The following is a 23,207-nucleotide window of genomic DNA, read 5'->3' on the forward strand; positions in this document are numbered from 1 at the left end:
ACATCGCCCCCTGCGCTGCCCACTCTCGCACCCCGCCCGCGCGGACGCTTAGATCCCCGCCTCACGAATATCATGAGCGTTAATCGCGCCGATAATCATGCCGTCTTCGCCGAGCACCGGCGCGGAGGAGATTTTGCGCTGCTGGAACAGCGCCAGCGCTTCGGCGGCATGCTGCGAAGCCAACAGCGTAAAGCCGGGGGTGCTCATCGCCTCTTTTACCGGGGCCGCAATCACCCCGCCCTTCAGCAGCCAGCGGCGCAGATCGCCGTCGGTAAATACGCCCTTCAGCGCGCCGTCCTCACCCGTGACCGCCACCAGCCCCAGCCCGGTGCGGGTCAGCTCAAACAGCGCATCGGTAATGCTGGCTTCCACGCTGACGCGGGGAATTTTCTCCCCGGTACGCATAATGTCGCCCACCAGGCACAGCAGGCGCGCGCCCAGGCTCCCCGCCGGATGGGTGCGGGCATAGTCCTGCTCGCTGAAGTTGCGGGCGCGCATCAGCGCAATCGCCATCGCGTCGCCCATAATCAGCGTATTCACCGCTGACGAGGTCGGGGCCAGCCCCAGCGGGCAGGCCTCTTTTTCCACGTGAATATTAATCCAGCGATCGGCGGCCTGCGCCAGCGGTGACGCGGCATTACCGGTAAAGGCGATAATCCCCACCGGCAGCGCTTTAAGCAGCGGAATAATGCGCACGAATTCGGCGGCGTGGCCGGAGTAGGAGATCAGGATCACCACGTCCCCGGCGGAAATCATCCCCAGATCGCCGTGCAGCGCTTCGGCAGGATGCACGTAAAACGCCGGGGTGCCGGTGCTGGCCAGAGTGGCAGCGATTTTTCTGCCGATGTGGCCGGACTTGCCGATGCCGCTGACAATCACCTTGCCCCCGCAGCCGTGCACCATCATGCAGGCCTGCAAAAAGTCGTCATTCAGCCTGTCGGGCAGGCTGGCGGCTTCCTGAAGTTCGGTGGCGATGGTTTCGCGCGCCGCGTTGAGTAAAATGTCTCGCACGGTTAATTCTCCCCAGCAATAATGACCTGAATCCCTTTTTCCCGCAGCTGGGCGACGGTTTCATCCGCCACGTCGCTGTCGGTGATCAGCACGTCGACCGCATCCAGGCTGCACACCACGTTCGGGCTGCGGCGGCCAAACTTGGAGGAGTCGATCAGCAGCACAATCTTTTTCGCCGCGCGGCACATTGCCTGGCTGACGGCAAAGACTTCATTAAAGGTGGTGACGCCCGCGGTGATCTCCACGCCGTCGGCACCGATAAACAGCGTATCAAAGCTGAAGTGGCTGAAGGCGGATTCCGCCAGGCTGCCGTGAAACGAGGCGGAGGTGCTGCGGTAGGTACCGCCGGGCATCAGGATCACCTGATCGTTGTTCAGCTCCACCAGTTCGTTGACGATGCCGAGGCTGTTGGTCATCACGGTAATATTGTTGAAGCGTGCCAGATGCGGCACCATCTGCAGCACGGTGCTGCCCGCGTCAAAAATCAGCGAGTCGCCCTCGTGGATCAGCCCTGCCGCCAGCGCGGCAATGCGCTTTTTCTTCTCGATATTGATCAGCGTTTTTCGGTCGATAGGCTGATCGCCTTCATCGCGGTTCAGCATCACGCCGCCGTAGGTACGGATCACCGCGCCTTCCTGCTGAAGCCGGGCAAGATCCTTGCGGATAGTGGTTCCCGTGGTGTTGAAGTGCGCGATCAGCTCCTCCACGGTGGTGCGTCCCTTATCCTGAAGATAATCGAGAATGTGTGCCTGACGCTGTACAGGTTTCATAAAACGGTCCTTTGCAATATCTGAACTGTTCCTCTTCACCCCGGACGGCATAACGCGTGATGCAAAGGATTAATCTTTCAGAATGAAAGGTATCACCGTTTATTTGAAATGGCTAATGCCAGCGCCTGCTGCGCGGATTTATTACGCGGAAACATGATCTCGGGACGGATTTCGCTGGCCAGTTTTCCGGTCAGCATCCCTTCGCTCTGCGGTCGGGAAAATACCGTCAGCCCCTTCATTAAAAAGTTGCCGAGCACCCGGCGATCGTCATCCAGGCTCAGCACCACGACGACGCGGGGCTTAAAGCGCCCGGCAGAACGACCAATGCTGATACTGCCGTTGTTATCGGCCAGGTCGGCCAGCGCCTGGTTAAAGCGGCGGATTTGCATCCAGCCCAGCGCGATTTGCCCCAGCCAGGCCACCCCGGCCAGGCAGATTAAGCTATTAACAGGATCCATCGAATCACCTCCAGAACCGGCAGCCAAAGCTGCCGGTATATCATCAGAACATTACCTGCCCGCCGGTGATATTCACCGATTGTCCGGTGCAGTAGGCGGCTTTATCACTTGCGTAGAACAGCAGCACGTTCAGCACATCCTGATAGTCGCAGCCGCGCTTCAGCGGCACCTTGTCGATGTAGTGCTGCTCCACCTCTTCCGGCTCGATGCCCAGCTTCTCGGCGTACTGCGGCAGAAGGGACTGGAACATCGGCGACTTCAGCAGGTTGCCCAGCATCAGCGAATGCACGGTAATACCGTACTCCGCGAGGTCCAGCGCCAGCGACTGGGTCAGCCCCACGCCGCCAAATTTGGCCGCGCTGTAGCCGGAGTTGTGTTTGCTGCCCACTTTACCGGATTTGGAGTTGATCTGGATGATGCGGCCTTTAATGCCGTCGCGGATCATCAGCTTCGAAAACTCTCTGGCGCAGAGGAAATAACCCACCAGATTAACCTGCAGCGACAAGTCAAAATCGCTCAGCCCAAACTCGGTAATCGGTGCCGCCCGCGCCACGCCCGCGCTGTATAACAGCAGATCGGAACGGCCGAAGGTTTCATCCACCGCTGCGGCCAGCGCCACGACACTGGCTTCTTTGGTGGCGTCCGCCTCAAAACCTGCAGCACGCCCTTCTCCATAACGGTTGTTAATGGTGTCCGCAACGCGGCGGGCGTTCTTAATATTAAGGTCAGCAATCGCAACACGATAGCCGGCTTCCGCCAGCCCTTCGCACAGGTAAGCACCCAGCGTCTGACCGCCACCGATGACTACAGCAACCTGATCCATGATTCTCTCCTGGTTATTCACTCAATAAACGAAACTTCTGGCCCGCGCCAATCGCCGACGGCGCAGCGCCGGAGACGTGGACGGTGCCGGGAAACTCGGCCTCACCTGCGCCGTCAAAACGCACGGTGATATGCCCGAGGTCGCGCAGGTTTTCCCGCGCCACCTCACCCACCGCCGTCACCGGCCAGTGCTGCTCGCCGATAGCCAGCACCGACCCGGCGCCAAACGCACCGCCGTCATTAATATCGGTGCGGTGGATAAAGCAGTACTCGGCGACATCTTCCGGCGCGCCTTCGCCGAAGGTGATGATGAAATTGTCTTCCAGCGCCGACATGGCCTCTGCGCCGACGGCGACAAACGTGGATTCGTAAATGGTCTTCATACGTTCTCCCCTGCTACTGATAAATAAACCCGGACGCCGCCCAGGCAAGAAGCACCGCGGGTGCGCCGGTCAGGAAACGACCAACCAGTACCGAAGGCACCCCGACGCGTACCGTCTCCTGGCGGGCATCGGCCAGCGACAGGCCGACCGGAATAAAGTCACACGCGGCCTGCGAGTTGATGGCGAACAGCGCCGGTAAAGCCAGATGCGGTGGAATGTTGCCAAGGCCGATCTGCACGCCAACCAGCACCCCGATCACCTGGGCAATTACCGCACCCGGGCCGAGGAACGGCGACAGCAGCGGGAAGGAGCAGATCAGCGCCAGCGTCACCAGCCCGACCGGGCTGTTAGCAAGCGGCGTGAGTCCGTGCGCGATCAAGTCCCCCAGCCCGGAGGCCATGATGATGCCGATCAGCGCCGAGACGAATGCCATAAACGGCAGGATAGTTTTCAGCACGGTATCGATGGTTTCACGACCCGCCTGGAAGAACACCGCTACCACCGAGCCCATGCCCATGCCGACTTTCGCCAGCAGGCCGTCGCTCTGTTCGGTGATTTTTTTGCTGGTATCGTAGTCACGCGTGCCGGAAGCAGCCGGCGCTGAACCGGTCGCGGTTGCCGAGGCGGTACCCGATGCCGGCGCTAATGTTGAAACCGGGGCAGTCGCCGCCGAGGCTGTGGAACCCGCCGCTGCCGACGAGCTGGCGGCACCCAGCGCATCCGCCTGAGCCGCCACGCTCTCAGCCACGATGTTGATATCGCCCGGACGCACGCCGGAAACGTAGATATCCTCAACGATATACTGCGCCAGCGGGCCGGATTTGCCGGTGGCATGAATGTTAACCGTGGGAATACGGCGCTTCGGATAGATACCGCAGCGCAGCGTGCCGCCGCAGTCGATCACCGCCACGCCGATCTCTTCCGCCGGCGGTTCCCCTTCCTTAAAGCCGTCCACCGCTTCCCAGCCGGTGACTTCCCGCAGTCGGTCGACAATCGCCGGACGCGTGCCTGCGGTGATATAAACAATTTTTTTGCCTGGTGTGGCGGTCAGAGTCAGCGGGCCGCCCCAGCCGCTCTCGCCTTTTTTAATCTCAATCGTGTTAGCCATCGTTTACTCCGCGCTTATAAACGAACCTGACGGTCCAGTTGAATACGCATTTTTTTCTCAAAGATGGTGGTGGTCAGATCGGTCACCCAGCCACGGAAGAAGTTCATGATCATGCCGACCAGCAGATAGCTGACCGCGAGTGGACCCAGCGGCAGATTCAGCGTGGTCAGCCCGCTGGCGATGCCGAGATAAACGAACAGTTCACCGGGGTTGATATGCGGGAACAGGCCGTTCATGGAGTGGCAGCTGTAGGAGGCCGAGGCGTAGTAGCTGGGCTTGTATTTTTCCGGCAGAAACTTGCCGAGGCTTAGCGTCATCGGATTACAGAAGACAAAGGTGCCGATTACCGGCAGGAGCAGATAGCGGGACACCGGATTCCCGGCGCAGCGCTGCGCCAGCCGTTCGATGCGGCGCTGGCCGACAAACACAATCAGCGCGTTCATAACCACCAGCAGGCTGATCAGCAGCGGCAGGATGCCCGTCACCATGCCGACAAACACTTCCCCGCCTTTCTGGAAGAGGCCGATAAACCATTCGGCCCCGTGGGTGATGCTTTCAATCATTGTTAACCCCTCGCATAGAGAACAGATAAAACGTTCTTATTCACAGCGCTAAGAAGGTAGATCGAAAACCATTTAAAAAAAGCAATCTATGTCACAAAACGATTATAAAATCTTTCATTGTGAAAGAAACAATGAAAGGTAAAATCTTTCATTTAGGATGGGAAGTGGGTGAATAGTCGTTTAAGTTGTTTACAGGGTAGGAGTTAGCGCTGGCTGGCAGCGCCCCCGGCCGGGCGGTCCTCGCGCCGCTTCGCGGTCCCTTCACTTCGCTCGTCAGCCGGTCGGACCGCCACAGACGGGCCGTCCTGGCCCGACTGTGACTTTCGCCCGCGTCCATGCGGCCGAATCCTGGCTTCCTCTCTCCGTTCAGCGCTGTGGATTGCCCGATCGGGGGCGCTGCCAGCCTGCTCTATGACTTTTGTGTTGTCTGAAAGCCGAAAAGCGATGGAATGGATTAAAGGGGGCAGCCTCTGCTGCTGCGCAAGGGCATCCGCAGCGCTGAGGTGAAACCATTGTGCCAGGAGACGACAGCAGGGATGTTGGCGTCAGGCCGGGTTTGAACAGGGACGTTCAATCCTGGCCGATCCGTCGGCGCAATGGCGTAACCGAAGGCACCGCAACGCGGCGTGAGGACAGCCCTCGAGCAGCAGCAGAGGCTGAACCCCATGCCCGAACTTCACAGCACCACCTTCCTACAAACTAAAAACGTTGAAAATGTAACAAGGGAACAGCCGCTTACGTTGACACGCTCAATCTGCATGCATGATTTTGTAAACCTGGGGAATAAAAGGAAGAACAATACTTGATGCTATAACCTACGGGTTATATCATAATTGTATAACCTGAAGGTTATAGGTGATGCAAATTTGGACGATAATTACACGGCCACGCTTTGATGCATGGTTTGCCCGGCAAAGTGATGCAGTACAGGAAGAGATCTTAGCGGTACTTACCCTCTTACGGGAGGATGGCCCTAATCTCGGGCGACCACAGATTGATACACTCAACGGTTCATCATACTCAAATATGAAAGAGTTGAGGGTGCAGGTGGGAGGGCATCCTGTACGAACCTGCTTTGCTTTTGATCCCCGCAGACGAGCTATCGTTCTATGCGCGGGTGATAAAAAAGGTGAAGATGAAAAGCGTTTCTACAAGCGTTTGATTAAAACGGCAGATACAGAGTATGCAAAGCATCTGCAAAGTCTGGAGGAGGAATAATGGCAACGTTCGAAGAACTGCTGGCACAGCGAACTCTCGAAAGTCGGGAACGCATTGCAGCGCGGGCGGATGAGATCCGCCAGGAAAACACGCTGGCAAAGATCCGTGAAGAGCTTCAGCTATCCCAGGTGCAGATAGCGGATGCCATGGGAATTACGCAGCCGGCCATCGTCAAGATGGAGAAGGTAGAAAACGATCCGAAACTCTCTACGTTAAAACGCTATGTCAAAGCTCTCGGTGGTGAATTATCGCTGGACGTCACGCTCCCTAACGGCAAACGTATTGCACTGCACCTTTAATTCCCGAACGTCAGCAGGACAGGCACACACCGCGCAAAACTATTCATCCAGATAAAGCTGTTTTAACGCTTCCGAATTCATAATTAATATTTTTCCGTATCTGGCATCAATCCAACCCAGCTTCTGCCAGTCCACCAGCCGCTTATTAATCGTCTGGCGGGTGGTGTTGATGATGGTGGCCATATCATCCTGCGTCAGATACAGACCAATCAGAATGCCCCGCTCGTGCGGCTCTCCGTAAGCTTCCGCAAGGCTGATTAATCGCTTTGCCAGCCGGGCCGATACCGAGAGCAGCGTGGTGTCGTTCAGAATGGTAAAGGCGTTTCTGACCACCCGGCACAGCAGCAGCGCGAGGAATTTATAAAAAATCGGATAGAGGTTTAACAGCGTCTGCACATCGTGGGAGGAGAGCACCAGCAGCAGGGTTTTGTTAATTACGCGGGCATCGTGGGTTCGGGCAGATTTATCCAGCATGCCGATTTCACCAAACCAGCTGCCGGGCGCGAGGTAGCGAAAGACGCACTCTTTGCCATCGGCCCCGAGGGAGCTGACTTTTACCGCGCCGGAGAGCACCGCATAGAGTCCGCGCGAGGAATCGCCCTGGTAGTGGATAACGTCGCCATCTTCGTAGCTGCGGATGCTGGACAGCTCGACGATTTTGGCGATCAGGTAGTCCGGCAGTTCGTTAAACCAGCTGCTGGTGGAGAGGATCGCCAATAGTTCCTGTTCCGACAGGGTGATAACGTCGCCTTCGGGCTGGAGCAGGTACTGGCCGTTGTCGGATAATTTCACGTTGTTTACCTTTGCTGCCGGGTGGGAATGGGGATCGGGATGGGAATTTATAGCATTTATTTGATGTCTGCTGGCTTCGGCGATCGCGCTGACGGGGTTTGCCCCCGGCCGGGCTGGTCCTCGCGCCGCTTCGCGGTCCCTTCACGTCGCGCGTCAGCCTTACGGACCGCCGCAGACGTGCGTCCTGCACGGCTGCCCATTTCGCCAGCTTCCCTGCTGGCGAATCCGGGCTTCCTTCCTCCGTTCAGCGCTGCGGATGCTCCATCCGGGGGCAAACCCGTCTGCTGCTGAGCTTTCGCGTTGCCCGATTAAATATCCCGTTTCGTAAATTCAGCCAACTTCGTCTTTTCATTCTGCGCTGCAGATGCTTCAACCGGGGGCGAACCCTGTCCGCTGCTTAGCTTTCGCGTTGCCCGATTGAATATCCCGTTTCGTAAATGCAGCCAGCTTCATCTCCTTTCATTTCAGCGCGGCCGAAGGTTCCGTGGAGTGAGGAACCGCTACCTTGTTATCCATCCCCATGCGGCGCAGCAGCAGGATCATCACGCCGCCGATAAAGGTCACCAGCGCGAGGAAATACAGCCCTGCCCGCGCGGAGTGGAACGTCTGCTCCGCCCAGACCCGGATGTTCGGCGCAACAAAACCGCCCAGGTTGCCCATCGAGTTAATCAGCGCAATACCGGAAGCCGCCGCCGTGCCGCCCAGATAGGACGAAGGGAACGTCCAGTACAATGGCTGCATCGCCAGATGCCCGGCCGCGGCCACGCACAGCGCGGTAATGGCGATAACCGGGACGCTGTCAGCAAAGCCGGAGATGGCAATACCCGCCGCGCCGAGCATAAAGGTCACCGCCGCCACGATCCGCCGCTCGCCCAGCTTCTCGGAAAGGCGCGGCACGTAATAGACCGCAATCGCCGCGCACAAAGGCGGAATGGCGGTAACAAAGCCCACCAGCAGACCCACTTTGGTGCCCATCAGCGTGGCAATCTGCGTCGGCAGGAAGAAGTAAATTCCGTAGCCGCAGACCTGCACGGTAAACCAGATCAGGCACAGATACAGCACCTTGATATCCAACAGCGCCGCCAGTGCGCCCTTTGGCCCATGGGCAATTTTTTGTTCGTCCTCCGCTGCCAGCTTATCGGACAGCGCTTTCTTCTCGCTGGCGTTCAGCCATTTGGCTTTTTCCGGGCGATCGTCCAGGTAAAAAATCACCCACACCCCGACGATAGATGCCAGCAGCCCCTCAACGAGGAACATCATCTGCCAGCCGTGCAGGCCAAAGGCAAACGGCGTGCCGTCCAGCGTCAGCAGCCCACCCGACAGCGGCCCACCGATAATAAACGCCAGCGGCGCGCCGAACAGGAAATAACCGGTCACCCTGGCACGGATATGCAGCGGGAACCAGAACGTCAGATACAGAATTACCCCCGGGAAGAAACCGGCCTCGCTCACGCCGAGTAAAAAACGCAGGAAGATAAATACGTTCTCGGTATGGGCAAACATCATTGAGGCGGAAACCAGGCCCCATGTAATCATAATCCTGCCAAGCCATATTCTGGCACCCACTTTATAAAGCAGAATATTACTGGGCACTTCAAACAGCGCGTAGCCGATAAAGAATATTCCCGCGCCAAACGCATAGGCGGCATCGCTCAGCCCGGTGTCATATTGAAACTGCTGTTTAGCGAAGCCAATATTCGCCCGGTCCAGATAGGCCAGAATAAACATAAGCGTCACCATCGGGATAATTCTTTTTATCGCTTTACTGATGGCGACGGACAAATGATCGGGAGACGTTTTATCCATGACATTCCTCTGCTGATGTTATTTTAATTATCGATACAGTGATGAAATAAAGGGTACAGTCCTGAAATAGTAAAACCGGATTATCTGACGCTGAATCGCTCTAAAGCTTCCGGACGTAACGTGGTGCCCGCGCCCGGCTCAACTGGCGTTTGATACACGCCGTCCTTCACCACCACCGGGTTAACGAAGCAGTCCAGCGTCCACGGAATATACTCCAGCAGCGAACAGGCCGGGTGTGCCATCACCAGATGCAGCTGAGCCTGCATCATATCGCCATGATGCGGGGTAACCGGCAGGTTGAACGCCATGCCCATGTCGGCAATTTCCCATACCGCCGTCAGGCCGCCGCAGCGGGTGGCATCGGGCTGCAGGTAGTCAACGGCACCGGCCAGCACGAACTCCTTAAAGGAATCAAACTGATACAGCAGTTCGCCCAGTGCAATCGGCGTGGTCATATGTTTTGCCAGCTCTTTGTGGCTGGAGACATCATCATGCCACATCGGCTCTTCGAACCAGGTAATGTCATAGTCGGCCAGCCGTGGACCGTATTGCTTGGCCGTGCTGATATCCCATTTGGCATTGGCATCAACCATCAGTTGAGCATCGTCACCGATGGCGTTTCTTACGGCTTCGATCCGGCGGATATCCTCTTTCGGGTCCGGCTTGCCGATCTTCATCTTGATGGCGTTGAAGCCCTCTTCGAAGATCATTTTTTTACAGTCATCGACCAGTTCGGCGGTTTCACGCACCAGCCATCCGCAGTCGGTGTTATAGGCGGCGACTTTCGCCTGCTTCGATCCGCCAAACAGCTGCCACAGCGGCTGCCCGGCGTGTTTGGCCTTCAGATCCCACAGTGCAATATCAATCGCCGACAGCGCCATTTGCATCAGTCCGCCGCGTCCTACCCATATATTGGTTGAGCTGCGGGATAACTTGCGGTGCAGGTGGCGCACTTCGGTCGGGTCTTCTCCAATCAGCATCGGGCCAAAAACGTCGGTGATAATAGTGGTGATTAGCCGGTCGGTAGTGATATCCGCATGAGTACCGGTATGGCCATAGCCCACCAGCCCGCATTCGGTTTCAATCATCACACCCGGCATGCCCCAGTGGGTAATGCTGTGGGTGGAGTCACCGATAATATTTTTTGTGACAGGAACATGCATAATAAACGGGGTGAGTTTCTTTATTTTCAGTGTGTTAGACATCAGTTTTTACCTGGCAATGTTAATGTGGGTATACTCTAACAACGACCAAAACCGATGACTGTCAAACGGCATACACATCCCCTGCTGCCGATGCATTTAGTTTGAAAGTTTGAGCTGGATCTGATTTTCAGAAAATTATTCAGTTCGGATGGAAATAAAATACCCCAGGGGAAACAAAAAGAACCCACTGAGACTTACTCTTAAATAACCGCAGAAAAACATAAAAGAAGACCCTAAACCCAACGTACACTCACCCGAATAAATATTTTAATAAACTTAAAAATCTATCAATAAAAAATACATACTATTATTTATCGAAACAACCAATATTAATCCAACAGGCCAGGAAGTGTATAGGTACGATATTATCGTCAGGGGAACAGAAGGAAAGCAACGGATAAGCCGCCACACCCAGGCCTGCGAGAGATCTGCTGATGTGCCCGAAACGCCAAATTCGGGCACATCGCAGGCTTTGCAAACGCCAGGCCTGCCAATCGCGGTCGGCAGGTTGCGCCGGGTTAAAAATTATAATCCAGCATCAGCTTATATTCGGTGGTAATGGCATCACCGTTGGTTACCCAGTTTCCACTCTGCGCAATATCAGAGCCGGTCACTTCCCCCGACACGGTGAAGCGTGTGGTGATCGGATAGTTGGCTGACAGCTTGATAAAGCGATAGCGCGTATCCTGGAAGACCTCGCTGTTATCCTGCAGCGCGTTGTCCTTTTTAAAGTGACCGTAGCCGCCGCTAAAAGTGGTGGAGAGCCGGCCCCAGTTGTGCCAGACGCCGGCGGAAGTCGTCCAGCGCTTGCTGTCGATATTGCCCCACTGCGCCCGCTCAAGAATGCCGGAGGAGAACGCCTGGCGGAACCAGACGCCGGTGGTGTTGTTGATAATGTACTGTACGCCCGGCTCGATCTGGAACGAACGCACATCGCGGTCGTTTTGCGATGCGCCGCTGCGGCGATGGTCGATCTGCTGATAAAGATAGCCAAAGAACGACAGCCGATCCGTGGCCCGCAGGTCGGCAAAGAACTTGGCACGCGCCTGCCAGCGGTCCTCCTGCGAGGCGCTGCCGCCCATCACATCCCAGCCAACGCGCAGCCGCTGATAGAAGTATTCATGGCCGACAATCACCTGCGTCCACTGATCCTGGCTAAGGTAGGTTTGATTATCCCAGGCGCCGTTATAGTTGGTGGTGCGCCCGTCGGAGAACGCCAGATACCAGCCCGGCAGGGCATCGTGGCGCATTACGCCCTGCACAAAGGTGGCCGATTCGCTGCCGTTATGAAAGCTGTTGTGGCGCCAGTTATTATCCTCGATGGCGTACTTCACTTTCAGCTGGCCGTGGATTTTTCCCCCGGCCGGATTTGAAGATCGCGCCGAGGTCCACATCACGGCCTCGTCAAGATAGGACCAGGGATCGACCGCAATCACGTTTCCCGCCCGGTCTTTTGCCAGGCTCATACTGGCATGGGTGACGCCGGGTAATATCAGTGCAATAACAACCGCCAGGGCATGATAATTTTTCATAATAAGATCCCGTTAAAGCATTTCTTTAAATTTTAATTCGGCGTGAATGCCATCTTTTTGCGGCAGGCTGATGCTCCAGGGTTTGTCTTCCATGGCATACATTCGCGTGCTGAATGCGGCTTGATTATTGATATAGAACACCGCCATCGAATTCTGGATCAGCACCTTGAGTTCGACTTTTTCACCCATTGGAATATCAACCCAGGACTCAGCATTAGCCTGATTAACCGAGGCCAGCGGTGAATTAAAGAAATAGACCTTCCCTTTGCTTTTATTAAACACCACGTTGAGCCGAGCTTCGCCGACGTTGTTATTATTCACGCCAAAGCTCATTGCCATTCCGGCGCTGGGTATCTCCACGCTGGCGGTCAGCACACCGCGTTTCGGTAAGGCCGGATAAACCGCCGAGCGCAGCGGGCCAAACTGCGTGGTGGTGTCAACCTGCGCGGTGCTTTCCAGCGTCCGGGTTCTGCCGCCGTTGGCGTCGATTGCCGCCTGCAGCTCCTGCGGGATCACGCTGTTCAGCTGGCCGTTGGCACCGGCGGTCAGCTCATGCCCGACCAGATTCCCCGCCCAGTCGATATTGCCCGCGTCGCTTTCACCGCCTTTGGTAGGGATCCAGCCGAAGACAAACAGCCGGTCGTCTTTCATCACCAGCTTACCGGCGTACAGCCCCGCGCCGTCGAATACGTAATGATCCGGCTTGTGCCAAGGTCCTTCGGGGTTATCCGCCACGCGGTACTGCGTCAGGCGCAGCGGCCACTGATCGCTGAAGCTCAGGTACCAGCGCCCGTTGAAATAAACCAGCGTCGGGCACTCCAGATTGGAGTCCGGGGCAATGGTGTCGTTATCGAAGAAGACCCCGCGATCCTGCCAGGTTTTTAAATCTTTTGAACTGTAGCGGGCAATGATCCCACGCCCGTTGCTGCGGGTGGTGATCAGCATCCAGTACTCCTGTTTCTCCTCCACCCACACCACGTGCGGATCGCGGAAGTCGTTACCGCGATAGTTCGCGCCCGGTAACATCGTGTCCTGCGGGTGCTTAACCCAGTGAATGCGGTCCTGACTGGTGGCGTGCATGATCGATTCCACCGGGAAAACATTCGCGTTGTGCGCGGTATACCAGGCGTGCCAGGTATCGCCGACCTTAATCATTGAGCCGGTGCCTAATAACAGTTCCGGACTGTCGACATCATTTACATAGGGAATAACCTCGGAGTGATTCTGATAGTGATATAAATCCGCACTGGAAAGTAAATGAATGGCGTGCACGCCTAAATCGCCGCCGCCGCGAATATCATTCAGATAAAAAATATTAAATTCACCGTTATCGTAAGCCGGCATCGGGTCGCCTACGAATGAACCTTTAATTTTCGGGAAGAAGTCTTCAACGTGGGTAATTTTTTTATTTTCCAGCGTTTCCTTACCCATTTGTGCATAAGCGGGAATATTGCCGCCCGCCAGCAGCAGCAGTGCGGCCAGCGCCGCAGAGGTTAATTTTTTCATGATTACGTTGCTCGTCAGAAATTATAAACCGCGCCCACCACGGTGAACGGCGTCCAGGAGTAGCCTCCCGTGGTCCAGGCACCGGCCTCTTTGGTGAATTTCGCTTTAAATTCGCCGTACAGGCGAAGCTCATCCACAATCGGGTAGCTGAGGGTGCCACCAACGTACTGATAGCGGCCATCGTAGAACAGCTCGTAGCTGTCGCTGGCGTTGGTGGTTTTCTTCTGGCCGACGCCGACGTACAGCGAGGTTAACAACGGGTACCAGTTTTTCCACAGTCCGGCGGACACCTTCCATTCACGTTCGATAATATCGCCCCACTGCTCGCGCTCCTGGCGGTTGTAGGAATAGAACGGCCGCAGATACAGGCCGAGATCCGGATTCACGCGGTACTGAAGCGCCGGTTCGGTTTCGAAAATCAGTTTCTCCAGATCGCCGTTGCCCGGCTCCGTGCCCTGCGGCTGGAACTCGCCGAAGGCGTAGCCCGCAATGCTCCAGCGATCGGAGAGGCGCAGGTCCTGCCACAGCTTGAAGCGGCTTTTCCAGCGCTTGCCGGCCGACTCCGAGCCACCCATCACTTCCGCACCGATATTGCCGCGCCAGGTTTCAAAAATATGCCCGACAAAGACTTCGTTAATCGTATTGGTGCCGCCGTAGTGCTGATTGCTGAACTGGCCTTTATAACTGTCTTCGCGGGCGTTATAGAAACCAAAATACCAGTTCGGCATTTCGTCATGACGTAAAAAGGCCTGTAGCGTGGCGTATTTAAATTTCCCGCCGTTGTGTTCATTATTGCTGCGGCGCGCATCGTCAATTTCAATCTGCGTGCCGATATTGCCGTGCAGGCCACCGGCTTCCATATTACGGCCCACGCTGTTCCAGTGTACCGGCGGCTCATCCTGGCGAAGGCGCAGCACGCTGACCTCGTTGGCGTTGCTGAGTAATACGCCGCCTTTATCGGGAACGGAGCCTGGCGCTGCGGCGGGTGTTGAAGAGACTCCTGCAGATGCCGTTGCACCGTTAGATGCGGTTGTTACTGACGGCGCGTTACCGGGTGCCGACGACGCCGGTTTACCGTCCGCAGCACGCGCGGATTTTGGCGTATCGACATCATCATGAAAATAACTTTGATAGCCGCCAATATAATTATCGCTATTATCTTTTATTTCATCAGACATAGCCGGAAGGCTTAACAGCGTCGCCATAAATAGCATGCTGTTTCTGCCGTTAATCATTCTACCCGGCTTTATTACACGATAACGGTGGAGAGGAAAGGTTATTGCTTTCATTTTATTATCCTCGTTATTCAGAGCACAACGATGCCTACCTGAGAAAGGCATTAATTCAGTAAAGGGTGGCCGCAATACGGAATGTATTGCGGCTAAGGCGAGATTAGTTATCCAGCGACCAGTATCCCCCCTCTTTTAGCACCGCGCTGCCGTTATTAGCGAACAGCACCAGATCGCGCTGGTCAGCCCGCGGATAAATGCGGCTGCTCAGGCAGGCTTCGCCGTCGTTGACGAACACCTCTACGGAGGAGCGGTCGATAAACAGGCGCAGGGAGAGAATGCCGCCGGCAGGCAGCGCGATACTGCGGCTGCCCTCAACGCCGGATTCCGGGTAGCGGCGATCCAGCACCAGACGCTGCGCCTGGTTATCCACGTAAACGCGCAGCCCGTCACCGAGCGCAATGCCGTACTCTTCCGCCGCTGCCGGATGCTGCTCCCACTGAAGCTCCACTTCCACCGCGTCGGCACTGGCCAGTACCGGCAATTTCTGGTTTTTCAGGTGCTGTACCGGGATCGGATAGTGGCTGCCGCGCAGGGCGGTGACTTCCGCCGCAGGCTTCATCAGCAGACGGTTATCGTCGCTGAGGCTGACCTCCCGCGGCAGGGAGAGCATCCCGGACCAGCCGTCCTGCTGCTCCGGCATCGCCGATTCCCACATCGACAGCCAGGCAATCACAATCCGGCGGCCATCCGGGGTGAGGAAGCTCTGCGGCGCATAAAAATCGTGGCCGTGGTCCATTTCCACAAAGCCACCGTCGCGAACAAACGGCTGCCCCGGCTGCCAGTCGCCCAGCAGGTAGCCGCTCTGGAACAGGTTACGGTTGTGATAACCGTCGGCGGCGATGCCCTGCGGTGAAAACATCAGCACGCGCTTGCCGTTAAGGGTGAAGACGTCCGGGCACTCCCACATATAACCCATGCCCGCTTCCGCTTCGTCGAAGATCCCTTCGTCCTGCCACTGGAGCAGATCGGCGGAGCGATACAGCCGCACCTGGCCGATGTCGCCTACCCGAGCGCCGACGATCATGAACCAGTCATCCCCCTCGCGCCACACCTTCGGATCGCGGAAGTGATGCAGACCCGGCGGGGTATCGATCACCATGCCGTGGCGCTCAAAGTGAATGCCGTCGCGGCTGGTGGCCAGGCACTGCACCTGGTAGAGATTGTCGTCGCTGCCCGCATCACCGATAAAGCGATGCCCGGTATAAATCAGCGCCAGCGTATCGCCGTTAACCACCGCAGAGCCGGAGAAGCAGCCGTCTTTATCGTCCGGCCCTTCAGGGGCCAGCGCCACCGGCAGGTGTTCCCAGTGAACCAGGTCTTTACTGCGCGCGTGCCCCCAGTGCATCGGCCCCCACTGCGTGGAGTAGGGATGGTGCTGATAAAACGCGTGATACCAGCCGTCAAACCACACCAGACCATTAGGATCGTTTATCCACCCGGCGCGCGGCGCCAGGTGATAGCGCGGATACCAGCGCGTGTTCACCTCGGCCTGGGCTTTTTCGAGTGTCTGTTCCGCTTGTTCTAACATTGACGTCATAATGTTTACTCTTGCTGAATTAAACCGCATTGGGCTGTGGAAAAGAGTGCTCGGTCGGCGTGCCATTCGAGCGTAAAAGGAAGATGGAGATAAAGGTGGTGCAGAACACCATGATGCCCATGATCAGATACGACTGCGCGAAGCCGAACTTCTCGTAGCTGAATCCGGCCAGCGGCGACAGCACGGTGCCGATCACCGAGCTGGTGCAGGCAAAGCCCACCAGATAGAGGGTGGAAGACAAACGCTTATCAAAATTCAGGCTGTTGTATTTGAAGATGGCCACCAGCAGGATCGGCAGTTCAACCGCGTGCAGCAGTTTGGTGATGGAGATCAGCAGCGGCCCTTCCACCAGCCCGGAAGCGACCATGCGCAGCGCCATCACCATCCCGGCGAAAATCAGGCCGTTCTTGGCGCCGATGCGGTTAACCAGCCACGGGGCGCAGAACATGCCCGCCGCTTCAAGAAACACCTGGAACGAGTTCAGGTAGCCAAACATGGCGTTGCCTTCGCGCAGCGTTGGAAACTGCGAGGCGAAGTAGACCGGGAACTGCTGGTCGTAAACGCCGTAAATACAGGTGCCGATAACGAAGAACACCAGCGCCCAGAAGCGCGGCAGCGTCAGCAGGCGCAGCGCATCGTCGAGGGAGATCCTGCTGGCCGGAACGCCCTGCTCTACCGTACCCGCCGGGAGGGAAACCTTCAGGCGGGTCAGCAGCCAGAAGAACACCAGACCGGAAACGGAAGCGGCCATAAAGTTCAGATGCGGATTGAGGTTAAACAGCAGACCGGCGAAGAAAGTCGCCACCGCCCAGCCCAGCGAGCCCCACATTCTGGCGCGGCCAAACTCAAAGCCGTCGCGGCGTGCGGCGCGTTCGGTGTAGCTTTCCAGCACGCCAATCCCGCCGTTAAAAGTGAGGCCGATAAAGAAGCCGCCGAAAATACTGCCGAGCAGAATGTTAATTTTCAGCAGATAGCCAAACAACATATAGGCCGGGCCGGAGAGGATCAGCATCAGGGTGATCACCCACAGCAGGTTTTTTCTCAGCCCCAGTTTGTCCTGAATAAAGCCATAACAGACCTGGGCAAACAGCGCAGAAACCGACAGTACCGAAAAGATAATCCCGGTATCCGCCGCCTTCAGGCCGACTTCCTGATGCAGCCAGATCGAAAGCAGCGAGCTGGATGAAGACCATGTCACAAAGAAAAAAAACAAAAGTGCGCTAAGAATCAAATAATTATGAGAGTGTTGTTGTTTCATAACGGCAAACTCCAGGGAAGGTATGCCGCAAATGGTAACGTTAACCAAACGAACTATTCATGCGGATTGCTTTCACTATATGATGTTAATCACACGAGTTAACGTTAACATTGCAGTTATGAGAGCTGGATCAAATTTATGTTCAGATCCGCCTGAAGCCGGTACGCATGCGGCGGGAATAGCGTAGTATTTTAAACATCAACGAGTTAATTCGATTATCGCAGGGATAAAACAATGTCTTCACTAAAGGACGTGGCAAAACTGGCGAACGTCTCCCTGATGACCGTGTCGCGCGCCATCAACACGCCCGAGCGACTTCGGCCAGACACGCTGGAACACGTTCAGGCAGCGATTAAGCAGCTCAACTACGTGCCCGATCTGTCGGCGAAAAAGGTCCGCGGCGCCCGCGCCACGCCCAATGCGATCGGCGTGCTGGCGCTGGATACGGTCACCACGCCCTTCTCCGTTGATATCGCGCTGGCGATAGAGGAAACGGCCCGCGCCCACGGCTGGCACAGCTTCGTGATCAACATGTTCGAGCACGACAATGTCGATGACATTATGAACCTGCTGCTGTCGCACCGCCCGGCGGGGGTGATCTACACCACCATGGGCCTGCGCCACGTGCAGGTGCCGAAAAAGCTGCTTACCCTGCCCTGCGTGCTGGCCAACTGCGAAAGCAGCAATGCCCCGCTGGCCAGCTATATTCCCGACGATGAACTGGGCCAGTACGCCGGCACCCGGGCGCTGCTGGAGGCCGGCTATCGCCAGCCGCTGTGCCTGCATCTGCCCGAACAGCGCGTGGCCAGCCACCGCCGGCGCAGCGGACTGGAACGGGCCTGCCGCGAGCAGAATATCGACCCGAACGCCTTTACCCATCTTTATATGGCCAGCGGCGACGAACACTATCGCGACATTCCGGCGATGGTGCTGGCGAATATCCGCCAGGGTAAACCGCAGTTTGATTCGGTGATCTGCGGCAACGACCGAATGGCTTTTATGGTCTACCAAACCCTGCTCGGCCACGGCATACGCATTCCTCAGGATGTGGCGGTACTGGGCTACGACAACATGGTCGGCATCGGCGATCTGTTTTTACCGCCGCTTTCCACCGTGCAGCTGCCGCATTACGATATTGGCCGCCTCAGCGCACTGCATATCATCAACGGCAACAGCCACTGCGAGACGATTAAGGTCAACAGCCCGCTGCTGCTGCGCGACTCGCTGTAGCCGCTTAAAACTGCTTAAAAAGGGGGGCATTTCCCCTCCTTTGAGCCGTGTTCTTCTGGCAGACGTGCAATTTCTTATAAAATACCGCCTTTTTTTTCATTTCATCCTTCGCGTAATAACGTATTTTCTCGGCCGGACCGCCGAGATATCAGCATGAAATAAGTGCAGAACGGCCATATTTTTCACTTTCACCGGCGCATTGATAAAAATCATCCTCTGCGAGGAAATATTTCAAGTCGCCAGTTTGTTTTCAGAAAAATCCCTTTGTCATAAAAACCCATTAAATGTGAAATTTAACTGAAACATTCAATCCGTAACTTCCAGCCCCTCCTGAATAGCTGGAATAATAGACGCAATGTTTAATAAAATTATTTACCCTTTTTTGGCAGGCACAGGTTTTATTTTAATTTCCCATTCCGCCCTTGCCCTGGAGCTGAATTACAAACACAAATACGAGGATATTACTAAAGAACACACCGACGAACTTGAACTGTCTCATGATTTTGATTCAGGCATTGGGATTGGCACAAAATTTAAGTTACATCCAAGAGAAAAAACTAACGGCGATGCGGGGGATTTTTTTGACCGTAGAATAATCAGCGAGAAAGAGTTCAAGATTAATTATACTCGGGGCATTACCGACAGGCTGAGTATTGTGCCAGGCATGACGTTTGCCGTTAAAGAGAGTGAAGAAAAATACAAACCCTCTTTAAAATTAAAATATCGCCTGTTTGATAAAACCAAACTCTCTCTACGCTATCGTAAAGAGATCAGCGATCGCGATGAAAAACCGACTAAGCGGGTCGATCGTATTGACGGTGAGATATCGCAAAAAATAAAGGATTTCAAATTCAGTTACACGCTGACTTACTATCATGGCAATGAGGATCTGTATAATAAAAAACCCCACGACGTGGAGCACGAAGTGGAAGTGGGCTATCAGCTGACCCGCCATTTATCGCCGTATATTGGGGTGAAAAACGTCGCCGTATCCAAAAGCACCTCCGAGCGGCAGACCGAGTTTATCACCGGCGTTTCGTACGAATTTTAATCTAAAGAGGGACCTGAGATGAAAAAATTGTTTGTCCTGAATCTGTTGCTCGCAGGCCTGACCTGCAGCGCGATCCCCGCCTCCTACGCGGCATCTCCTGACTCCGCACGCTACGAGCTGGAGAAGGTGGTGATGCTCAGCCGCCACGGTGTGCGGCCGCAAACGGATACCACCGGTTTGGAGGACGCCACCGGCAAAAAATGGCCGAAATGGAACGTGCCGGACGGCTTTCTGACCGGGCATGGTTATGCTGGCATGCTGGTGCAGGGCGCATACCAGCTGGAAACCTGGCGCGATCGTGGTCTGACCGTGGGTTCCCCTGATGCCTGCCCACAGCCGGGAGCCGTGTGGCTATGGGCCGCTCCCGATCAGCGAACCCGGGCCACCGGCGCGGCACTGCTGGACGGCATGTTTCCCGGCTGCGGCATGGCGGTTCACACCACGGTAAATCAGCACGACCCACTGTTTGATACCATTGAGATGGGCATCGCCCAGCCTGACGAACAGGTGGTTTATCAGCAGGTAAGAGAACGAATGGGTTCGTCGCAGCAGGCGCAAAAAAACTGGCGGAAGCCGGTAGCGGATTTACGCCAGGCGGTCTGTGCCGATGAGGGTAAAAGCTGCGCCTTTCTGGATAAAGAATGGCAGGTGAAAATTAATGAAAAAGGGAAAGCGAAATTAAGCGGGCCGGTTTCGAAAGGCGCCTCAATCGCAGAAACGATCCGCCTGCAATATAGTGAAAACCTGCCGTTATCCGAAGTGGCATTTGGTCATGTCAAAACGGCTCAGGACGTTAATAACCTGATGGCGTTGCACGCGGCGAAATATGATTTAGTCAGCAACACGATGGAATATGCCCGCCACGGCGGTTCATTATTAATGCGTCAGCTTATTGGTGCAATTTCATCCGGGATCGGCTTAACGAACAAGGTTAATCCTGATGTCAGATTGCAAAGCCCGCTGGTTATTTTTGTCGGGCACGACAGTAATATCTCGCAAATTCAGACCATGCTGAAATTTAACTGGCAGCTACCGGTTTATCCTCGTAATGATATTCCTCCCGGCGGTAGCCTGGTGATGGAGCGCTACCGGGATAAACAAACCGGGCAACGCTTTATCCATTTGACCTTCAGCGCCAGAACATTAGACCAGTGGCGTTACCTCTCCCCCCTGAGTGAACAACACCCGCTGCCGGAGGCTGAATTTAATAATGCGGACTGTCATCACACCGCCGTTGGCGAGCTGTGCCCGCTGAATACCTTTGTCAAACTGGCGGAAAAAAATCTGGTGGATGACGGTAAGGGTTTGGTGGTATTTCAGTAACGGGTTAATTCGCGAAATTAATTAAACCGCACCCTCTTGCGGACCGTCGTTAATATCTGTTACGCGAAGAGAAACCGGACGTCCTCCCTGTATCCCCCATCGCGTTGATGGGGGATGAAATAATCTCGTAAATATTTGCACATACGTGCAAAGAATTCGCAAAACTGTAACATTGCGCCGATATATTCCTGTCTGTCCTTCACAGCCAGGGGTAAACCCGTGTCTTACCAAGTTGAAACCCGCCACCGCCCAGCCGCGTGGCCCAGGATCCGCCATACGCTGTCGATTATCAGCCATGAACCCGCCAACCTGCTGGCCGCTCTGCTGCTGATGCTGTTCAGCTGGATTATCCTTGCCCCGGTGGTATCGGTACTGCTGAATGCGGTGCTGGTTCAGAGCGGCGATGAAGGCCGCACCGGCGCGACCGAAGGCACCGTCACCGCCTATTACCTGCTGCGCACGCTGACCTCGCGGATGTCCGAACTGCTGCTGTGGACGCCGATGCTCAATACGCTGGCGGTGGCCCTGAGCACCGTGGTGGGGGCGATGGTGGTGGGCGTTTCGCTGGCGTGGCTGATTAACCGCACCGATATCGCCGGCAGAAAGTGGTTTGCCACCCTGCTGATCGTGCCGTTTATGCTGCCTTCCTGGACCTTCGCGCTGGCGTGGAGCACCATTTTCAAAAACCACACCATCGGCGGGCAGCCGGGCTGGCTCGAAGCCATGGGCATTCAGACCCCGAACTGGATGGCCTACGGTTACTTCCCCATCGTCGCCATTATGGTGCTGCACTATGCCCCGCTGGTGATCCTGATTGTCGGCAACGCGCTGAAGCGCATGGACAGCCAGATGGAAGAGTGCGCGCGGGTGCTGGGCGCATCCCGCAGGGCGATCGCCTTTAAAATCATTATTCCGCTGGTGCGCCCGGCGCTGCTTTCCGCCGCGCTGCTGATTTTTGCCGACTGCATCGGTGAGTTCGCGCTGCCGTATATCCTCGGCCTGCCGGTGCATTTCGATACGCTCTCCACCGGTCTTTATCGCGCTATCGGCACGCGCCAGTCCGGCGTGGCGGCGGTGATCGCCACGGTGATCATGCTGATGGGCATGCTGACCCTGATGCTGGATATGAAAATGCTGCGCGAGGCCAAACGCTTCGTCACCGTCGGCGGCAAGGGCGTGATGGAACGCCGCCGCAGTCTGGGCCGCTGGCGCATCGCCGCCGGGAGTCTGCCGCTGCTGTTCGTGACGCTCGGCGTGGCGATCCCGCTGCTGACCCTGTTCCTGTCGACCATCATGATCCTGCCGGGGCGCTTTAACGCCGACAACTTCACCCTCGCCTACTGGATCGGCCATGACCTCGATACGGTGGCGCTGCGCAGCGGCATTCTGCTGACGCCGGAGTTCTGGCACACGGTGGGGAACACGCTGCTGATCGTCGGCTCGGCCTCCGTCGCCTGCGGCGTGCTGGGCCTGCTGGTCGGCTACGCGGTGATGCGCTGCCATTTTCGCTGGATGGCCGCCTGCCTGCGCCAGCTGACTTTCCTGCCTTATCTGGTGCCGGGTATCGCCTTCGCCGCCGCCTTCCTTTCGCTGTTTGCGGTAGCCCGAGGCCCGGTCCCGGCGCTGTACGGCACGCCGCTGATTCTGGTGCTGGCGCTGATTGCGGAAAAAATGCCGTATGCCAGCCGCTCCGGTATCGCCGCGATGACCCAGCTGGGTAAAGAAGCTGAAGAAGCGGCGCGCATTGCCGGAGCAGGCTGGTTCGCCCGTATTCGCCGCATCGTGATCCCGATTCAGGCCGCGCCGCTGGCTACCGGCGTGCTGCTGCCGTTTATCTCAGGGATTAAGGGCGTCAGCCTGTTCGTGATCCTCGCCACCCCGGCGACCGATGTGCTGACCACCTATTCCCTGCGCCTGATTGACTACAACTACCAGCAGGCGGCCAACGCCGTGGTGTTGATGATTGCGCTGATTTCATGGGCTGGCACGGTGATGATCCAGAGGATCACCGGTACCGGTCTGGCTGACGGACTGGAGAAATAA

21 protein-coding genes are annotated in these 23,207 nt (G+C 56.3%); 6 read left to right on the forward strand and 15 right to left on the reverse strand.

Annotated elements, in window-relative coordinates; genetic code table 11:
- Nucleotides 1-48 precede the first annotated feature (48 nt).
- The 7 genes from EC836_RS08145 to EC836_RS08175 all read right to left on the reverse strand — a co-directional run bounded on the left by EC836_RS08145 (nucleotide 49) and on the right by EC836_RS08175 (nucleotide 5,115).
- Nucleotides 49-1,011, reverse strand: coding sequence for a KpsF/GutQ family sugar-phosphate isomerase (locus tag EC836_RS08145; protein WP_123331885.1), 963 nt, complete (start codon nucleotides 1,009-1,011; stop codon nucleotides 49-51).
- A 2-nt stretch (nucleotides 1,012-1,013) separates the two neighbouring features.
- Nucleotides 1,014-1,781 (reverse strand): DNA-binding transcriptional repressor, encoded by a 768-nt coding sequence (locus EC836_RS08150; RefSeq protein WP_123331887.1) that lies wholly within the window; start codon nucleotides 1,779-1,781, stop codon nucleotides 1,014-1,016.
- A 92-nt stretch (nucleotides 1,782-1,873) separates the two neighbouring features.
- Complete coding sequence (gene gutM / locus EC836_RS08155; protein ID WP_123331889.1) at nucleotides 1,874-2,239, reverse strand: transcriptional regulator GutM; 366 nt, start codon at nucleotides 2,237-2,239, stop codon at nucleotides 1,874-1,876.
- 43 nt (nucleotides 2,240-2,282) lie between these two features.
- Nucleotides 2,283-3,062, reverse strand: a complete 780-nt coding sequence (gene srlD, locus EC836_RS08160) for a sorbitol-6-phosphate dehydrogenase (RefSeq protein WP_123331891.1) — start codon at nucleotides 3,060-3,062, stop codon at nucleotides 2,283-2,285.
- A 13-nt stretch (nucleotides 3,063-3,075) separates the two neighbouring features.
- Nucleotides 3,076-3,444, reverse strand: a complete 369-nt coding sequence (locus EC836_RS08165) for a PTS glucitol/sorbitol transporter subunit IIA (RefSeq protein WP_123331893.1) — start codon at nucleotides 3,442-3,444, stop codon at nucleotides 3,076-3,078.
- A 13-nt stretch (nucleotides 3,445-3,457) separates the two neighbouring features.
- Nucleotides 3,458-4,552, reverse strand: a complete 1,095-nt coding sequence (locus EC836_RS08170; RefSeq protein ID WP_123331895.1) for a PTS glucitol/sorbitol transporter subunit IIB — start codon at nucleotides 4,550-4,552, stop codon at nucleotides 3,458-3,460.
- Nucleotides 4,553-4,566: 14 nt separating this feature from the next.
- Nucleotides 4,567-5,115, reverse strand: a complete 549-nt coding sequence (locus EC836_RS08175; RefSeq protein ID WP_123331897.1) for a PTS glucitol/sorbitol transporter subunit IIC — start codon at nucleotides 5,113-5,115, stop codon at nucleotides 4,567-4,569.
- A gap of 864 nt (nucleotides 5,116-5,979) precedes the next feature.
- On the opposite strand from EC836_RS08175, the gene EC836_RS08180 reads away from it, so the two are divergent.
- Both EC836_RS08180 and EC836_RS08185 read left to right on the forward strand, forming a co-directional pair.
- On the forward strand, nucleotides 5,980-6,333 hold the full coding sequence (locus tag EC836_RS08180) for a type II toxin-antitoxin system RelE/ParE family toxin (protein WP_123332162.1): 354 nt from the start codon (nucleotides 5,980-5,982) through the stop codon (nucleotides 6,331-6,333).
- A complete protein-coding gene (locus tag EC836_RS08185; protein WP_123331899.1) occupies nucleotides 6,333-6,632 on the forward strand; it encodes a helix-turn-helix domain-containing protein in 300 nt (99 codons plus the stop codon). Before EC836_RS08180 ends, EC836_RS08185 begins: the two co-directional genes overlap by 1 nt.
- Before the next feature lie 39 nt (nucleotides 6,633-6,671).
- Here EC836_RS08185 and EC836_RS08190 read toward each other — a convergent pair whose 3' ends face one another.
- From EC836_RS08190 to EC836_RS08225, 8 genes are all read right to left on the reverse strand, one after another.
- Complete coding sequence (locus EC836_RS08190) at nucleotides 6,672-7,424, reverse strand: Crp/Fnr family transcriptional regulator (RefSeq protein WP_233599175.1); 753 nt, start codon at nucleotides 7,422-7,424, stop codon at nucleotides 6,672-6,674.
- A 459-nt stretch (nucleotides 7,425-7,883) separates the two neighbouring features.
- Nucleotides 7,884-9,230, reverse strand: coding sequence for an MFS transporter (locus EC836_RS08195; RefSeq protein ID WP_123331902.1), 1,347 nt, complete (start codon nucleotides 9,228-9,230; stop codon nucleotides 7,884-7,886).
- An 80-nt stretch (nucleotides 9,231-9,310) separates the two neighbouring features.
- Nucleotides 9,311-10,435, reverse strand: coding sequence for a mandelate racemase/muconate lactonizing enzyme family protein (locus EC836_RS08200; protein ID WP_233599177.1), 1,125 nt, complete (start codon nucleotides 10,433-10,435; stop codon nucleotides 9,311-9,313).
- A gap of 518 nt (nucleotides 10,436-10,953) precedes the next feature.
- Nucleotides 10,954-11,967 carry an OmpG porin family protein gene (locus EC836_RS08205; protein WP_123331904.1) on the reverse strand — a complete coding sequence of 338 codons (1,014 nt, stop codon included), beginning with the start codon at nucleotides 11,965-11,967 and terminating at the stop codon, nucleotides 10,954-10,956.
- Between the two features lie 12 nt (nucleotides 11,968-11,979).
- Entirely contained in the window at nucleotides 11,980-13,473 is a 1,494-nt protein-coding gene (locus EC836_RS08210) for a glycoside hydrolase family 32 protein (RefSeq protein WP_123331906.1), read from the reverse strand.
- A gap of 14 nt (nucleotides 13,474-13,487) precedes the next feature.
- The gene (locus tag EC836_RS08215) at nucleotides 13,488-14,678 is read right to left on the reverse strand and encodes an OmpG porin family protein (RefSeq protein WP_233599179.1); all 1,191 of its coding nucleotides are present in this window, start codon (nucleotides 14,676-14,678) and stop codon (nucleotides 13,488-13,490) included.
- A gap of 187 nt (nucleotides 14,679-14,865) precedes the next feature.
- A complete protein-coding gene (locus EC836_RS08220) occupies nucleotides 14,866-16,302 on the reverse strand; it encodes a glycoside hydrolase family 32 protein (protein WP_123331910.1) in 1,437 nt (478 codons plus the stop codon).
- 19 nt (nucleotides 16,303-16,321) lie between these two features.
- Complete coding sequence (locus EC836_RS08225; RefSeq protein WP_123331912.1) at nucleotides 16,322-17,560, reverse strand: MFS transporter; 1,239 nt, start codon at nucleotides 17,558-17,560, stop codon at nucleotides 16,322-16,324.
- Nucleotides 17,561-17,794: 234 nt separating this feature from the next.
- Here EC836_RS08225 and EC836_RS08230 point away from each other — a divergent pair, with 234 nt between their 5' ends.
- From EC836_RS08230 to EC836_RS08245, 4 genes are all read left to right on the forward strand, one after another.
- Complete coding sequence (locus tag EC836_RS08230) at nucleotides 17,795-18,790, forward strand: LacI family DNA-binding transcriptional regulator (RefSeq protein WP_123331914.1); 996 nt, start codon at nucleotides 17,795-17,797, stop codon at nucleotides 18,788-18,790.
- Nucleotides 18,791-19,145: 355 nt separating this feature from the next.
- Nucleotides 19,146-19,841 carry an oligogalacturonate-specific porin KdgM family protein gene (locus tag EC836_RS08235; RefSeq protein ID WP_123331917.1) on the forward strand — a complete coding sequence of 232 codons (696 nt, stop codon included), beginning with the start codon at nucleotides 19,146-19,148 and terminating at the stop codon, nucleotides 19,839-19,841.
- Between the two features lie 18 nt (nucleotides 19,842-19,859).
- Nucleotides 19,860-21,164 (forward strand): histidine-type phosphatase, encoded by a 1,305-nt coding sequence (locus EC836_RS08240; protein WP_123331918.1) that lies wholly within the window; start codon nucleotides 19,860-19,862, stop codon nucleotides 21,162-21,164.
- A gap of 219 nt (nucleotides 21,165-21,383) precedes the next feature.
- On the forward strand, nucleotides 21,384-23,207 hold the full coding sequence (locus EC836_RS08245; RefSeq protein ID WP_123331920.1) for an iron ABC transporter permease: 1,824 nt from the start codon (nucleotides 21,384-21,386) through the stop codon (nucleotides 23,205-23,207).

The organism is Erwinia sp. JUb26 (genome assembly GCF_003751505.1).
GTDB lineage: Bacteria > Pseudomonadota > Gammaproteobacteria > Enterobacterales > Enterobacteriaceae > Erwinia.